The 12,964-nt window shown below is 62.3% G+C and carries 15 protein-coding genes; 4 read left to right on the forward strand and 11 right to left on the reverse strand.

Annotation, left to right across the window (positions count from 1 at the left end):
* Position 1: 1 nt before the first annotated feature.
* The 3 genes from pgsA to NKJ09_RS11860 all read right to left on the reverse strand — a co-directional run bounded on the left by pgsA (position 2) and on the right by NKJ09_RS11860 (position 3,549).
* Entirely contained in the window at positions 2-598 is a 597-nt protein-coding gene (gene pgsA, locus NKJ09_RS11850; RefSeq protein WP_127316551.1) for a CDP-diacylglycerol--glycerol-3-phosphate 3-phosphatidyltransferase, read from the reverse strand.
* A gap of 99 nt (positions 599-697) precedes the next feature.
* Positions 698-2,776 (reverse strand): excinuclease ABC subunit UvrC, encoded by a 2,079-nt coding sequence (gene uvrC / locus NKJ09_RS11855; RefSeq protein ID WP_352495590.1) that lies wholly within the window; start codon positions 2,774-2,776, stop codon positions 698-700.
* Positions 2,773-3,549, reverse strand: a complete 777-nt coding sequence (locus tag NKJ09_RS11860) for an SDR family oxidoreductase (RefSeq protein WP_352495591.1) — start codon at positions 3,547-3,549, stop codon at positions 2,773-2,775. The genes uvrC and NKJ09_RS11860 overlap by 4 nt, the downstream gene beginning before the upstream one ends.
* Positions 3,550-3,971: 422 nt before the next feature.
* Between NKJ09_RS11860 and NKJ09_RS11865 the strand changes: the two genes are divergently transcribed.
* Positions 3,972-4,622, forward strand: coding sequence for an outer membrane protein (locus tag NKJ09_RS11865; RefSeq protein ID WP_023719797.1), 651 nt, complete (start codon positions 3,972-3,974; stop codon positions 4,620-4,622).
* 97 nt (positions 4,623-4,719) lie between these two features.
* Here the strand turns inward: NKJ09_RS11865 and NKJ09_RS11870 are convergent, their stop codons facing one another.
* Together NKJ09_RS11870 and NKJ09_RS11875 are read right to left on the reverse strand one after the other, a co-directional pair.
* Entirely contained in the window at positions 4,720-5,319 is a 600-nt protein-coding gene (locus NKJ09_RS11870; protein ID WP_352495592.1) for a Pr6Pr family membrane protein, read from the reverse strand.
* 300 nt (positions 5,320-5,619) lie between these two features.
* Positions 5,620-6,216: a glutathione S-transferase family protein gene (locus tag NKJ09_RS11875; RefSeq protein ID WP_023719799.1), complete on the reverse strand. Its 597-nt coding sequence runs from the start codon at positions 6,214-6,216 to the stop codon at positions 5,620-5,622.
* A gap of 346 nt (positions 6,217-6,562) precedes the next feature.
* Here NKJ09_RS11875 and NKJ09_RS11880 point away from each other — a divergent pair, with 346 nt between their 5' ends.
* Entirely contained in the window at positions 6,563-7,171 is a 609-nt protein-coding gene (locus tag NKJ09_RS11880; RefSeq protein ID WP_352495593.1) for a hypothetical protein, read from the forward strand.
* A 457-nt stretch (positions 7,172-7,628) separates the two neighbouring features.
* Here NKJ09_RS11880 and NKJ09_RS11885 read toward each other — a convergent pair whose 3' ends face one another.
* Entirely contained in the window at positions 7,629-8,159 is a 531-nt protein-coding gene (locus NKJ09_RS11885) for a DinB family protein (RefSeq protein WP_031194232.1), read from the reverse strand.
* 62 nt (positions 8,160-8,221) lie between these two features.
* On the opposite strand from NKJ09_RS11885, the gene NKJ09_RS11890 reads away from it, so the two are divergent.
* Positions 8,222-8,857, forward strand: coding sequence for a TetR/AcrR family transcriptional regulator (locus NKJ09_RS11890; protein WP_502895886.1), 636 nt, complete (start codon positions 8,222-8,224; stop codon positions 8,855-8,857).
* 41 nt (positions 8,858-8,898) lie between these two features.
* Here NKJ09_RS11890 and NKJ09_RS11895 read toward each other — a convergent pair whose 3' ends face one another.
* The gene (locus NKJ09_RS11895) at positions 8,899-9,651 is read right to left on the reverse strand and encodes a sulfite exporter TauE/SafE family protein (RefSeq protein WP_023719803.1); all 753 of its coding nucleotides are present in this window, start codon (positions 9,649-9,651) and stop codon (positions 8,899-8,901) included.
* Positions 9,652-9,777: 126 nt separating this feature from the next.
* Here NKJ09_RS11895 and NKJ09_RS11900 point away from each other — a divergent pair, with 126 nt between their 5' ends.
* The gene (locus NKJ09_RS11900; protein WP_352481792.1) at positions 9,778-10,140 is read left to right on the forward strand and encodes a VOC family protein; all 363 of its coding nucleotides are present in this window, start codon (positions 9,778-9,780) and stop codon (positions 10,138-10,140) included.
* 38 nt (positions 10,141-10,178) lie between these two features.
* On the opposite strand, the gene NKJ09_RS11905 is transcribed toward NKJ09_RS11900, so the two are convergent.
* The 4 genes from NKJ09_RS11905 to NKJ09_RS11920 all read right to left on the reverse strand — a co-directional run bounded on the left by NKJ09_RS11905 (position 10,179) and on the right by NKJ09_RS11920 (position 12,897).
* A complete protein-coding gene (locus NKJ09_RS11905) occupies positions 10,179-10,631 on the reverse strand; it encodes a hypothetical protein (protein ID WP_352515785.1) in 453 nt (150 codons plus the stop codon).
* 125 nt (positions 10,632-10,756) lie between these two features.
* Positions 10,757-11,605, reverse strand: a complete 849-nt coding sequence (locus NKJ09_RS11910) for a 23S rRNA (adenine(2030)-N(6))-methyltransferase RlmJ (protein ID WP_352762782.1) — start codon at positions 11,603-11,605, stop codon at positions 10,757-10,759.
* Positions 11,602-12,213, reverse strand: coding sequence for a hypothetical protein (locus NKJ09_RS11915; RefSeq protein WP_023719807.1), 612 nt, complete (start codon positions 12,211-12,213; stop codon positions 11,602-11,604). The genes NKJ09_RS11910 and NKJ09_RS11915 overlap by 4 nt, the downstream gene beginning before the upstream one ends.
* A gap of 24 nt (positions 12,214-12,237) precedes the next feature.
* Entirely contained in the window at positions 12,238-12,897 is a 660-nt protein-coding gene (locus tag NKJ09_RS11920) for a TetR/AcrR family transcriptional regulator (protein ID WP_352481795.1), read from the reverse strand.
* Between the last annotated feature and the right edge of the window lie 67 nt (positions 12,898-12,964).

Below are 12,964 nucleotides of genomic sequence, written 5' to 3' on the forward strand. Positions count from 1 at the left end.
GTTACTCGTCCATGATGTGCTTGAGGCCGGCGCGGAAATAGTCGTAGCCGGTGTAGAGCGTGACCAGGGCTGCGATCCACAGCAGCACCAGCCCGGTCTGGGTGGTCAGTGGAAAGATCTTGTCGCCGGCGGGGCCTGCAAGCAGGAAGGCAATGGCGACCATCTGGATGGTGGTCTTCCATTTGGCCAGTTGCGTCACCGGCACCGAGACCTTCAGGGCCGCCAGATATTCGCGCAGACCCGAGACCAGGATCTCGCGGCACAGGATGATGATCGCCGCCCACAGCGACCAGCCGGCGATGCCGGCATGGCGGTCGGTGTCGGCGGCGAGCAGCAGCAGGCAAGTGGCGACCAGCAGCTTGTCGGCGATCGGGTCGAGCATCTTGCCGATATTGGAGGTCTGCTGCCAGGCGCGCGCCAGATAGCCGTCGAAGTAATCGGTGATCGAGGCGAGCAGGAAAATGATGAGCGCCGACCAGCGGGCGAAGTCGCTCGATTTCAGATGCCCTTCCAGGAAGAAGCACAGCACGACCAACGGCACCGCCAGAATGCGGGCATAGGTGAGCATGTTAGGCAGGTTGAACGCGCGCTGGGCCATGTTTGGGAACTCTTTCTGCCTGCTTAGTCAAATCAGAAGCGAATGTGGGGGGTCAACAGGCCAGAATCGATTAGCCAGCCGAAATATCGGCAATAGATCTTAGCTCTCGTGAAAATGATTGTAGACCAATTTCGCCACCTGCTCGGAAATGCCGTCAACCTTGACCAGATCCTCAACGGCGGCGCGGCTGACCGCCTTGGCCGTGCCGAAATGCATCAGCAGCGCGCGCTTGCGGCCGGGGCCGATGCCGCTGATCTCGTCGAGCGGGCTCTTGACCATCTCCTTCTTGCGGCGGGCGCGGTGCGAACCGATGGCGAAGCGATGGACCTCGTCGCGCAGCCGCTGGACGAAATAGAGCACCGGATCGCGTACGGGCAGCGAGAATGAGTCCCTGCCCTTGACGAAGAAGCGTTCGCGGCCGGCGTCACGGTCCTGACCCTTGGCGATGCCGATGGCCACGACGCGGTTCTCGATGCCGAGATCGGACAGGATCTTGCGCACCGCCGTCATCTGGCCTTGGCCGCCGTCGATGAGGATGACGTCGGGCCAGGCCGGAAAGCCGCCGGCGTCCTCGACATCGTCGCCCGGTCCGGTAGCGCTCGCCTCGTCCGCACTCTCGGTTTGCGGGGCATCGCCATGTTCCTTCAACAGCCGCGAGAAGCGCCGCTGCATCACCTCGCGCATCATGCCGAAATCGTCGCCCGGCGTGATCTCGGTCGAGCGGATGTTGAACTTTCGATACTGGTTCTTCACAAACCCTTCCGGCCCGGCGACGACCATGGCGCCGACGGCGTTGGTGCCCATGATGTGCGAGTTATCATAGACCTCGATGCGCACCGGCGGCTTTTCCAGGCCGAAGGTCTCGGCAAAGCCGGTGAGCAGCCGCGCCTGGGTCGAGGTCTCGGCGAGCCGTCGGCCGAGCGCTTCGCGCGCGTTCTGCAGCGCGTTGTCGGTCAGGTCCTTCTTCTCGCCGCGCTGCGGCACCGAGATCGACACCTTGCGGCCGGCGCGCGTGGAGAGCGCCTCCGCCAGCAATTCCTGGTCCTCGACGCCATACGACAACAGGATGGTGCGTGGCGTCGGCTTGTCGTCGTAGAACTGCGCCAGGAACGAACCCAGCACCTCGCCAGCTTCGAGCGCCGGATCGGCCTTGGGAAAATAGGCGCGGTTGCCCCAGTTCTGGCCGGTGCGGAAGAAGAACACCTGGATGCAGACCTGGCCGCCCTCCTGATGAATGGCGAAGACGTCGGCCTCGTCGACAGTCTGCGGATTGATGCCTTGATGGCTCTGCACATGCGACAGCGCCGCCAGCCGGTCGCGATAGATGGCGGCGCGTTCGAAATCGAGGTTCTCCGAAGCCTGCTGCATGGCGGCGGAGATCTCCGTCTTCACCTTCTGGCTGCGGCCGGAGAGAAAATCCTTCGCCTCGGCGACAAGCCTTGCATAGTCGCCATGCGAGATCTCGCCGGTGCACGGGCCGGCACAGCGCTTGATCTGGAACAAAAGGCAAGGCCGGGTGCGGTTCTCGTAGAAGGAGTTGGTGCAGCTCCTGAGCAGGAAGGCGCGCTGCAGCGAATTGATGGTGCGGCCGACGGCGCCGGCTGAGGCAAAGGGGCCGAAATAGTCGCCCTTGCGCGAGCGCGCGCCGCGATGCTTGTAGATGCCGGGGGAGACATGGTCGCCGGTCAACAGGATATAGGGAAACGACTTGTCGTCGCGCATCAGCACGTTGAAGCGCGGCCGCAAGCGCTTGATGAGGTTGGCTTCAAGCAGCAGCGCTTCGATCTCGGTGCGGGTGACGACGAACTCCATCGTCGACGTCTCGCGCACCATGCGGCCGATGCGGCTGGTGTGGAACCGACCTTGCGCGTAGTTGGTGACCCGCTTCTTCAGGCTGCGTGCCTTGCCGACATAGAGCACGTCGCCGGCGGCATTCATCATGCGGTAGACGCCGGGCGCGTTGGGCAGCCGCTTGACCAGCGTCTGGATCACCTCGGCGCCGACCATGCCGTCGGCATCGCCGGCATGCGGCGTCCAGTCGATGGCGGTGAAGGTGACGTCCGGACCAGCGGCTGCAGGCTCGACGACCTCCTCGGCTGCCTCGTCCTCGAGGTCGATTTCGGGCGGCAGGTCGTCGGCGCCGCCGCGCGTTTTTTGTTTCTGGTCCATGGGGCTCATTCCGTCATGCCTGTCACATCGGGCGTCTGCCATGCAAGATGCTGGCCGCCGTCAAGCGCGATCATCTGGCCGGTGACCGAGCGTGCCGCCCAGAGGTAACGGATGGTGTCACCGAATTCGGGCAATTCCGGGCCGCGCTTCAGGATCAGGCCGGCAATCTGCGCGTCGAAATCGCTGTCGTGCTGGCGCGTGTTCTTCAAGGTCGGGCCCGGACCGATGGCGTTGACGCGGATGCGGGGACCCAGCGCCTGCGCCATCATCTCGGTCGCTGCCCACAAGGTCGACTTCGACAGCGCATAGGAGAAATAACGCGGCGTCGGCCGCCAGACGCGCTGGTCGATCATGTTGACGATCAACCCCTCACTGCCCTGCGGCAAGGCCCGGGCGAAAGTCTGCGCCAACAGAGCCGGCGCCTTGACATGCACGGCGAAATGGCGATCCCAGGCCGGCCAGTCGAAATCGTCAACACTGTCGTGCTCGAACAGCGAGGCGTTGTTGACCAGCAGCGACACCGGCCCGAGCGCCGCCGCCGCGCGGCCGACAAGATTGCCGACGGCGTCCATGTCGGTCAGGTCGGCAGCAACCACCGCGGCCCTGCCGTCTCGACCAAAATGACCACTGTTGATCCCGGCCGCCAGTGCCTCCGCCTCGGCCAGCGAGCGATTACAGTGAATGGCGACGGCAAAACCGTGCGCAGCAAGATCCTCGACGATCGCCCTGCCGATCCGCTTCGCCCCGCCTGTCACCAGTGCCGTCGCGGCGACCTTGCTCATCTGTCAATCCTCAATCTGATGCCGATTCCGACCTGCCGGGACCGGGCCGGCAAAATATGGCCTGCCAAGTGTTAAATCCCATTTCCACCTGGGGCAGGATTGTGGCAAAGTGGCCCGGTCGGCATTCTGGCTCGACCGGAGTCCGGGCCAGCCCGACCGCAATATAGGGCGCGGGAGCCCTTGCACCAAGCCGTGTGCAGTGCAGCACGGCGAACCTGCTGACATCTCGCTGTTGCGAAGATGCAACGTCAAGGTTCTGCCTCATTCGTGCCAGGGAATGACCCAAGTTCAGGTTCGCTTCAGCCGCATTTCGACACGACATTTGGAACCGTTGAACGCCGGATCCGTTTCACCCCCCGGACGGGTTGAGGGCGCTCATGAAAAAACAAGCCTGTGTCCTGTGGCTTAAGGAGTAAAGAACAATGCAAGCCAATCTTAAATTTGCGCGACCGCTCGCGGTGGCGTTTGGGCTGTTCGCCCTCGGCGGAACCGCCTATGCCGCGGACGTGGTTCAGGAAGAGCCGCCGGCACCTGCCCCGATCGCCGAACTTCCGGTCGCATCCTGGGCCGGCCCCTATGCCGGTGTGAGCGTCGGCTACGGCTTCGCCGGCCATGCCGATGCCAAAACCGTTGGTGTCGACATCGATACCAAGGGCTTCGTCGGCGGCGTCTTCGGCGGCTACAACTGGCAGCAGGAGAACTTCGTCTACGGTGCCGAAGCCGATATCGGCTATAACGGCGTCAAGGGCGACGATGCCGGCATCGAGGCCAAGGGCGGCGTCGAAGGCTCGCTGCGCGCTCGCCTCGGCTACGCTGTTACCCCGGAAATCCTGCTCTACGGCACCGCCGGTGGCGCGCTGAAGAACCAGAAGGTGGAAGCCGCCGGCTTCAGCGACACCAACACCATGCTCGGCTGGACGGCCGGCGTCGGCACTGACATCAAGATCACCGACAATGTGTTCGGCCGTGTCGAGTACCGCTACACCGATTTCGGCGACAAGAACTTCGACGGTATCGGCAAGGTCAAGTCGACCGACAATCGCGTCACTTTCGGCGTCGGTATGAAGTTCTAAGTCGTCCAAGCCACGACACGAAAAAGCCGGGCCTCGCGCCCGGCTTTTTTTGTGCCCGGTGCCCATCCTGTCGGCATGGGCACGCGTGATCTCGAGGTCAGCGTTGAGCCAGCATCCGGTCGACCAGGACCAGAACTTCGGCTGCTGCGATGAAACCGAGGGCGATAGTGGCGGCATTCGACATGACTGCGACCCAGCCATTGGCGGACACATCTATGAACGGGTAAGCGTATTTCCCTTCAGCGACACCACGAGCCAGGGCATAAGCGAGATAGGCCAGGGGATAGAGCGCCCATAGAAGCGGATCGCGCCACGAGAGCCTCCCCTTTCGGGTGAATAGAAGCCAGAACAATAAGACAAGGACAGGATTGAGTTGGTGGAGCAGAAAGTTTGCTTCGGCGGTCACGCCAGCCAAAGTGCGCAGCCCTTGGAGCAACACCGCGAAAATCACCCCGACCAGGGCCATCACGGCAGCCGTCCACGCCACCAGCGTTGGATGGTCGAAACGCTCCCCGAGGAGCGCTATGGCTGCGAATACAATGGCGACAAGACCGTTGGTCAGGATCGTGAAATATCCCACCAACACCCACAGCGAGCCAAGCATCGATGCACCGCCCTTGATCAAGGTGCTGAGTTCAAGGCCAATGCCAGTGCACGCGGATAGACAAATGATCAGGGCAAACAAGCGCTGTATCAAAATCGCCCTCCCCCACCGGCTTACGTTTGAGAAAGCGACGATAAGACTGGGCGGAACGTCTGTCGACCAAAATGCCCCCAAGACCAACCTTCCAGCCTCGCCGGCCCGGCTCACTCCCAGCATGTCGAAATTGGCCGTTGCGCCTCCCCCGCCAGGAATCCGCTAAAGCGCGTCGCGTTCGACCGGCGGCATGCGACGCGCTTTAGGTTCCTGTTTTATGCATGTCGTTATCACAAAACCGCTGCACACTTTTGCGCGACATGCATTAGGGGAAGATCGGTAGCTTCGCCATCCCCGCCCTCAAGCCGGGATGCCGGGCTTCAGCTCCGGGAATTTCTCGTCGAAGCGTGCCGCCCAGCGCGTCAGCCGGCCGCGGCCCTTTTCCCATTTTCCGGCGAAGCGCAGCGAGAGATAGCCGAGGCAAGCGCGCAGCGCGATCTGGCCGACAGTGATTTTCTTCGGCAGCTTCGGCGGGTTGGCGTTGAGCAGATCGAGCGCGGCCGAAATCTTGCTCCACTGGCGCTCGAGCCAAGGCTGGTAGACCATCTCTTCGGGCCGCGTGCGCCGCTCATAGACCATCGACAGCGCGCAGTCGCAGATGCCGTCGGCCAACGCCTCCAGCACCTCCGCCTCGAGGCGCTTGTCGGGATTGCGCGGAAACAATGCGTTCTTCGACATCCGGTTGAGATGCTGGGTGATGGCGCGGCTGTCGTGGACCGAGCGGCCGTCGTCGAGCACCAGCACCGGGATCTTGCCGAGCGGATTGGCGCCGATCAGCGCGGCCGGCTTTTCCTCGGTCTTTATCGGCACGAGATCGACCGCAATGCCGGCATGAAGTGCTGCCATGCGCACCTTGGAACTGTAGGGAGAAGTAGACGCGTAGAGCAGTCTGGGCATTGTCGATTCCTGTTTACCGGCTACAGCTCCATATGTCCTGTTGGACGCGCAAGAGGACGCGGTAGCATTGTGACTTCGCGCATGACCCTCACCGAAAATCGATTCCGATTGGGGCTCGTGCGTGGGCACTGTTGACCGATCATGCTGGCTTCATCAACGGCCAGAGGCGGAAAACCGCGCCGCCAGCGCGCAGCCATTGTCTCGACTTCAATCTGGATGCGATGAGCCGGAGGTGCGGCGGCAGAAGCGAGCAGGTCGGACAATCCAAATCCGATCAGCTACCAACTCGGCCTTGCACCGAAGGTTGGTCTTTGGCAGCCACGAAAATCCCACCGGACTTCGCCGCGTGGCGAAGTCCTGGGAGCTGCGAAAAGACATCTTCCTCCCGCCTCTTTCTCGTCCTGCCCGACCGTCAGCTAGCAAGCGAGGCGCCTGTCCGGCATCCCGCCCTGGCTGTCTTGAGTACTGTCCCCGGCGATCGGAGAGCGGCGACTACTTCTTGGCCTTCGCTTTTGCGGGCGCTGCCTTCGGCTTGGCCGCGGGCGCTGCTTTCTTCACTGCTGCGGAAGATTTTGCAGCGGCGGCCTTTGCCGGTGCTGCCTTCTTCGCAGCGGGTTTCGCAGCGGCCTTTGCAGCCGGCTTCTTGGCCGGTGCCGCCTTCTTTGCCGGTGCAGCCTTGGCCTTGGCCGGTGCTGCTTTTGCCTTGGCAGGTGCTGCTTTCTTCACGGCTGGTTTTGCCGCCGCCTTGGCGGCCGGCTTTTTCGCCGGCGCTGCTTTTGCCTTAGGCGCGGCGGCCTTCGCTTTGGCAGCGGGTGCTGCTTTCTTCACAGCAGTTGCGGCCTTTGCCGCCGCTGCTATTACTGGTGCTTTCTTTGCCGGTGCCTTGGATGCCGGCGCTTTGGATGACTGCTTAGCCATATCATGCCCCTTCCGTTGTGCCGACGGCCGTTATTGACCCGGCGCGCAATGCATATCTGACTCGCGGCTTGCTAGCCAGCGAAGCATTAGAATGATTTCTGCAGCTTAAGTTTCGGTTACGGCGAGCGCGCGACCATTTTACCGGTGCAAAAATCGGCTGCGAATCTTTGTGTCGCGCAGCGAAGTTCTGCGACAGAAATTCTGCTCGCTCTATCTCGACCGGTCTTCGCGTCAAGCTCAGGACCTTTTCGACCAGCTCTGCGCTTCAACGTCCGACGCTCAGCGCGAACATTGTCAAGAGCGAAGGCGGTCGCCCGCCTCGTCTTGTCCGAAACGATAAACTACAGGTAAGTACGAAGCAACGCGACGAGCACGCCGCTGCACTATCTTGCACGACGCGATGAAAGTAAGCAGATAGCTCGCATTTCTGAAAGACAGGATATCGCTCGATAGATCCGGTCGAGCCGATCTCCTAATCGAAAACGCTCGGCCGTTCAGGCGCCGAGCGGCTCGCGCTGCTTCTGCAGCCGGCGCGAAGGCTCGGCCCTGTGGAGATGGACGGCGAAGGTATCCCATGGCGGCGTGACGGAAATCTGCGCCAGGATGCGCCCCGCTTCACCGCGATGATAGACGCCGTGCAGTACGACGTGGGTCAGCATTTCCTGTCGCGACATCAATGCCTTATCCCCGTCGGTGAACACGAATGCGACGGGCTCGGAGAGCTGTTGCGACGAAACGGTTTCGAGATAATCGAGATACCACCGATCGGTCGCCGCGACTGCGGCACGAAGTTCGTCGAGGGCCGGCGTGTCCTCGCTGGCGTCGGCGGAGTAGCCATGGCTTGCACCAACCAGGTGGGCTGAGAATATCGGCGACACCACATGGCTGTGATCGATGAGCCGTATCACGGCCTGCCGTTCCTTGCCGTGAACGGGCGGGTCGAGACTGACGAGCCTTTCCAGCAGTTCGTCATTTGCCCAGGCCTGATAGGCAAACAGGCTGCGAAGCAGGGCGTGCGCACTCATGGTCGGTGTCCTTTTCTGGAAATGCGAGTATGTTGTTCATATTTTCAGGAGAATGGGCGGGCGTGTCTACTCGCATTGCAAAACCGTATCCGCGCATGCGCAAGCAGCCGCGCCAGGCGCGTTCCAGGGCGACCGTAGAGGCGATCGTCGAGGCAGGGGCTCATGTTCTGAGCGGGCTGGGCTGGGCCGGCTTCACCACCAACAAGGTGGCCGAGACTGCGGGCGTGAGCATCGGCACGCTCTACCAGTATTTTCCCGACAAGCTTTCCCTGCTCGAAGCCGTCCGGCGCCGTCATTTCGATCATGTGCTGTCGGTCATTCGCGATTCGGCGGAAGGCCAAAAGCCGCTCAGGAAATTCGCGCAGGAGCTGGTGCGCGGCATGATCGCGGCGCACAGCATTCACCCGACACTGCATCAGGTGCTGCTCGACGAGGCGCCGGGCGATCGCGGCTCCAGGGCCGCCCACGCTTCGTTCCAGACACAATATCTCAACCACTACGCGACCGCCGTCGCCGCCTATCGCAAGCCAAGGAAAGGCGCCGACATGGAGACCGTCGCGCGCGTGCTGTCGTCGGCGATCGAAGGTGTGATCCATAACGCGGCACGCCGGAACATGCTCGCCGCGCCGGAGCTGCAAAAGCAACTCGTCGAACTGATCTGCGCCTACCTATCGGGCGCGGGCCGCATCGGTCGATAGCGCAGGGCACGGCGGAAGTCGGGGATTTCTGTACGTCGGATTCAAACCCGGCTCATGAGATGCGGCAAGGCCGATGCCAGCAATGCCGCACCTGATGCGGCCAAGAGCGTGAGGACGATCTTTCGAAACGTTGCTTCGCTGATGCCGATGTAGAGTCTCGCGCCAAGGAGTGTCGGTATCAACATCGCCGGCGCGACGATGGCAAACATCGGCAGCATTTCGAGCTTGATCTTTCCGGTCGCAAGATAGGCGGCCATCGTCATGGAGAGGGTCACAAGGTTGAAATTCTGGATGACAATGCGCTGCCTGTCCTTTTCCCATTGCCGCAGCACGCACCACAACGTTGGAACCGGGCCGGTGAAGCCGCCAAGCCCGCCCATGATGCCGCCAACCAGACCTATTGCACCGTCTGCAACAGGACCCCCGAACGTGATGGGAGGGAGGCGACGGGCAAAAAGCATCAAGGGACACCAAACGACCAGCAGCGCGCCGAAGATCAACTTGAACAAGTGCACATCCAGCAGGGGCAGGATGGCGACACCGACCGGAATTCCTATGGTCCCGCCGATCAGGAATGGCAGCAGAAGCTTGAGGTCGAAACCCCGGCGGACGGTGACGGCGGCGATGATTTGGCCGGTGAGCGCCCCAAAGACCGCCATGGCAGCAGCAAGCTGGGGCTCCACGGTCCAAACCCAAAACGACATGGCAACCAGGCTGAAAGCGAACCCGGACAGCCCTTGGACGAAACCTGCAACGACCGCCCCAATTGCAACAATATAAACAAGCGAATCCATGTAGTGCTGTTTCCCCGCAAAGTGATCGATGTGGCCGGTTGGCGTTGACCTGCATGGAAATCTACGATTTTCGCAACCTCCGTCCGACCTTGAGCGCCGGACAGTCCACACACCAAAGAGGTATGAATGCCCCCCTTGCCGAGCTTGGCATTTGTCACATGGTTTTCGGCTGACCCCAGATCAGCCGCGGCTTTCTATGCGAATTTCGGAATTGTCTTCAGGCAAGAGCAGCACGGCTCCGGTCCGATACATTTCGCGTTCCAAGGTCAAGGGCTCGCGATCGAACTCTATCCGGCAAACGAAGGAACGACGGCGGAAGGAGCGGGAACGATGATCGGCTTCGAGGTCACCGACGCGGACGAAGCGGCTTCTGCCGCGAAGGCCAATGGTTTTGGAATCATTGCGGATGTCAAGGCGACGGCTATGGGCAGGCGTGTGATCGTCCGCGATCCTGACGGCCGTCAGGTGTTTCTTTTCTCGACCACCTAAGTGACGCAACAATCCATCGGGAATCGGAAGGCACTGGTTCAGCGCAGGACGCGGCAGCGGCCGTTGTAGACCATCCAGCGGTCGAAGCCCGAGACGCAGAATTCGACATTGTCGCCTATCGAGGCAAAGCCTTGGCCTTCCTCGATCAGATACCAGATGGTGCGGGCGTGGCCGTCGGAGAGGCTGACGGTGGCGCCGCAATAACGGCGGCCGATCGGCCAGGTGTCGTCGGCCGGCAGATAGCGATGCTGGTGGATGCGCTGGAAATCGACGATCTGCACATCCGGCAGATGCGGCACGTGATGCACCTGATACGAGAAGCGGTCGGTGATTTTGTTCAGCACCCAGGCCTCGCCGCAGACGCCGCTGTCCTCATCGGTATAGATTGCAAGGTCGGCGGCCTGCACCGCCTGAGTAACGCCGAGAGGCGCAGCCAGCGGCGTGCAAACGGCGAGCAGTGCGGCAAGGGCGGATTGGGCGAAGCGAGTCATGGCAGCCTCTCAAGGTCGACTGCGCGCACTGTGCGGATTCGCTGACGCGCGGTCAAGCGGTTGTAGTGACGATGGTTACGGTGACGAAGGTTGCGCTGAGGGAACGGCAAGGACCGCACCTCAAACTACTCTCCCGCCAGCCAGTCCAGCGTCCAATGCGATGGCTGCTCGACAGCAAGCAGCCGGTGCAGCGCCGGCAGCAGCGTCCGCAACTCGCCCTCCAGGGTGAAGGGCGGATTGACCATCACCATGCCGCAGCCGTCGAGGCTCGGCTCGACCGAGGCCGGCCTGATCTCAAAGCCGACGTCGAGCAGCCTGGGAATGCCCGTTTGCTTCAGCGCCTTTCGGAAGGCGGCGACCGCCTTGCGGTCCTTGAGCGGATACCACAGCGCGTAAATGCCGCCTGGCCAGCGCCGATGGGCTCTTTGCAGCGCGTCGACCAAGCGACCGAACTCGCCCTCTTCCTCGAAAGGCGGATCGATGAGCACGAGGCCGCGCTTCTCCTTTGGCGGCAGATGCGCGCCGAGCGCCAGCCAGCCGTCGAGCTCGATCACCCGGGTCTGGAAGTCACCGTCGAACAGCGCCTTCAGCCTGGCAGCATCCTTAGGGTGCAGCTCGACCGCCGACAGCCGGTCCTGCTTGCGCAGCAGGTGCCGGGCGATCAGCGGCGAACCCGGGTATTTTTTCACGCCGCCGTCCGGATTGAGCGAACGGACGGCTCCAAGATACGGTGCCAGCAATGCCGCCGCCGGGGCGTCGCGGGCGCCAGCGCCCCGCCGCCCTTGGCCGCCCTGCCATTCGCCCGTCTTTTGCGCTTCGGTTGAGGACAGATCGTAGCGGCCGATGCCGGCATGGGTGTCGATGACCCGAAACGCCTTGTCCTTCTGCTTCAGATATTCGATCAGCCGGCTGAGCACGGCATGCTTGACGACGTCGGCGAAGTTCCCGGCATGGTAGGCGTGGCGATAGTTCAATTGGAGCCCCTGCCCCAGCGCGGCGGTGGCGGCTGCGAGTTCGGATTTTCCGGCCGGCGGCCGCCGAAACGGAATGCCAGCGCCAGCCCGGCCAGGCCGGCCGCCATCAGGGAAAAACCGACCGGCCGCGCCCGGCGGTCGACCTCGCCGGCAGCCGAGCGCAGGACGAGGTCGACGGCCCGCATCGGAATGCCCTCGGCGTCGCCCGGACCGACGGTGAAGATGTAGGAACCGGGGGTAACGCTCGGGATCAGGCCGGCCTCGTCGCGAAAGATCCTGTCCGGCAGCTGTGGGCTGACCTGGCGCGGATTGTCGGAGTGATTGAACTGCAGCGTCGAGGCGAGCACCGTCCTGCCGCCGGTGGCGGCGGTCAGGGTCAGCACGGTGCGCTGCTGCGAGACGATGCGCTCGGCTCTTGCAGTAAGATCGACCAGCACGCGTAGCGGCCCGTCGCGTGCGCTCAGGGCCACCGTCACCGGCTTGAACCGGCCCTGGTCGTAAACCCGCCAGGTGCCGATCTCACGGCCGGAGAAATTGGTCATCGCCCAGGGATAGACGACGCCGATGCCGGTACCGATGAGCAGGATCAGAAGAAACAAAAAGCGCATGCGGACAATGCCCCGTTGATGCAACTACCTCGCATTGGCACCGTCGCGGATACGCTCCATCTCGTCCAGCAACATGTCGAGGCCTATATCGAAGGTCTTGTCAAAACCGGCTGTGCCGAAATATGCCCCGGCAGCCATGACGCCGGGGAAATCCCGCGCTAGCGCTTCATCGCTCACCGTGGTGACCGCCGAAGGCCCCTTGGCGTAGCCGGCCGTCTCGTCAAGGATCGCGCCCATCAGATAGTAGCTCGTGGCTCGGAACAACCGGGCGCTGAGTTCCAAACCGAAACCGCCGGCTTCGAACAGGCCGATCACGTGGTTCAGCTTGGCGAGACATGCCGGCGAATTCATGCGGTAGACCACAATGAACGGCGCAAAGGCGGGATGTTCGGTGGCGACCCGGCGGTATTCCTTCACGGCGACGTGGATCCGCTGGCGCCAAGGCATGCCGTCGTCAGGAATCTTGATCGAGCTGATCTGTCGATCGACCAGTGCCTCGTAAAGATGCGCCTGGGAGGGGAAATGATGGTAGATGCTCATCGCTTCGCAGCCGAGTTCTGCCGCCAGCTTGCGCATCGAAAAGCCGGAAAGCCCCTCCCTCTCGATTACCTCGAAAGCCGCATCCTCGATCATCTCGCGAGACAGCCGGCCGCGCGTTCGCTTTTTTTTGACTGATATGTCCATGGTGCCGCTTGACAACTTACGCTGTAAGGTTAATTTTCGACATTACCTTACATCGTAAGGCCAACAA

This window comes from Mesorhizobium sp. M0189 (assembly GCF_040322135.1).
Classification (GTDB): Bacteria; Pseudomonadota; Alphaproteobacteria; order Rhizobiales; family Rhizobiaceae; genus Mesorhizobium.

Excerpts from the sequence above, each read along its gene's own strand:
- pgsA (WP_127316551.1), bottom strand. The coding sequence starts at position 598 with ATGGCCCAGCGCGCGTTCAACCTGCCTAACATGCTCACCTATGCCCGC.
- uvrC (WP_352495590.1), bottom strand. The coding sequence starts at position 2,776 with ATGAGCCCCATGGACCAGAAACAAAAAACGCGCGGCGGCGCCGACGAC.
- NKJ09_RS11860 (WP_352495591.1), bottom strand. The coding sequence starts at position 3,549 with ATGAGCAAGGTCGCCGCGACGGCACTGGTGACAGGCGGGGCGAAGCGG.
- NKJ09_RS11865 (WP_023719797.1), top strand. The coding sequence starts at position 3,972 with ATGCAAGCCAATCTTAAATTTGCGCGACCGCTCGCGGTGGCGTTTGGG.
- NKJ09_RS11875 (WP_023719799.1), bottom strand. The coding sequence starts at position 6,216 with ATGCCCAGACTGCTCTACGCGTCTACTTCTCCCTACAGTTCCAAGGTG.
- NKJ09_RS11885 (WP_031194232.1), bottom strand. The coding sequence starts at position 8,159 with ATGAGTGCGCACGCCCTGCTTCGCAGCCTGTTTGCCTATCAGGCCTGG.
- NKJ09_RS11895 (WP_023719803.1), bottom strand. The coding sequence starts at position 9,651 with ATGGATTCGCTTGTTTATATTGTTGCAATTGGGGCGGTCGTTGCAGGT.
- NKJ09_RS11900 (WP_352481792.1), top strand. The coding sequence starts at position 9,778 with ATGCCCCCCTTGCCGAGCTTGGCATTTGTCACATGGTTTTCGGCTGAC.
- NKJ09_RS11905 (WP_352515785.1), bottom strand. The coding sequence starts at position 10,631 with ATGACTCGCTTCGCCCAATCCGCCCTTGCCGCACTGCTCGCCGTTTGC.
- NKJ09_RS11915 (WP_023719807.1), bottom strand. The coding sequence starts at position 12,213 with ATGCGCTTTTTGTTTCTTCTGATCCTGCTCATCGGTACCGGCATCGGC.
- NKJ09_RS11920 (WP_352481795.1), bottom strand. The coding sequence starts at position 12,897 with ATGGACATATCAGTCAAAAAAAAGCGAACGCGCGGCCGGCTGTCTCGC.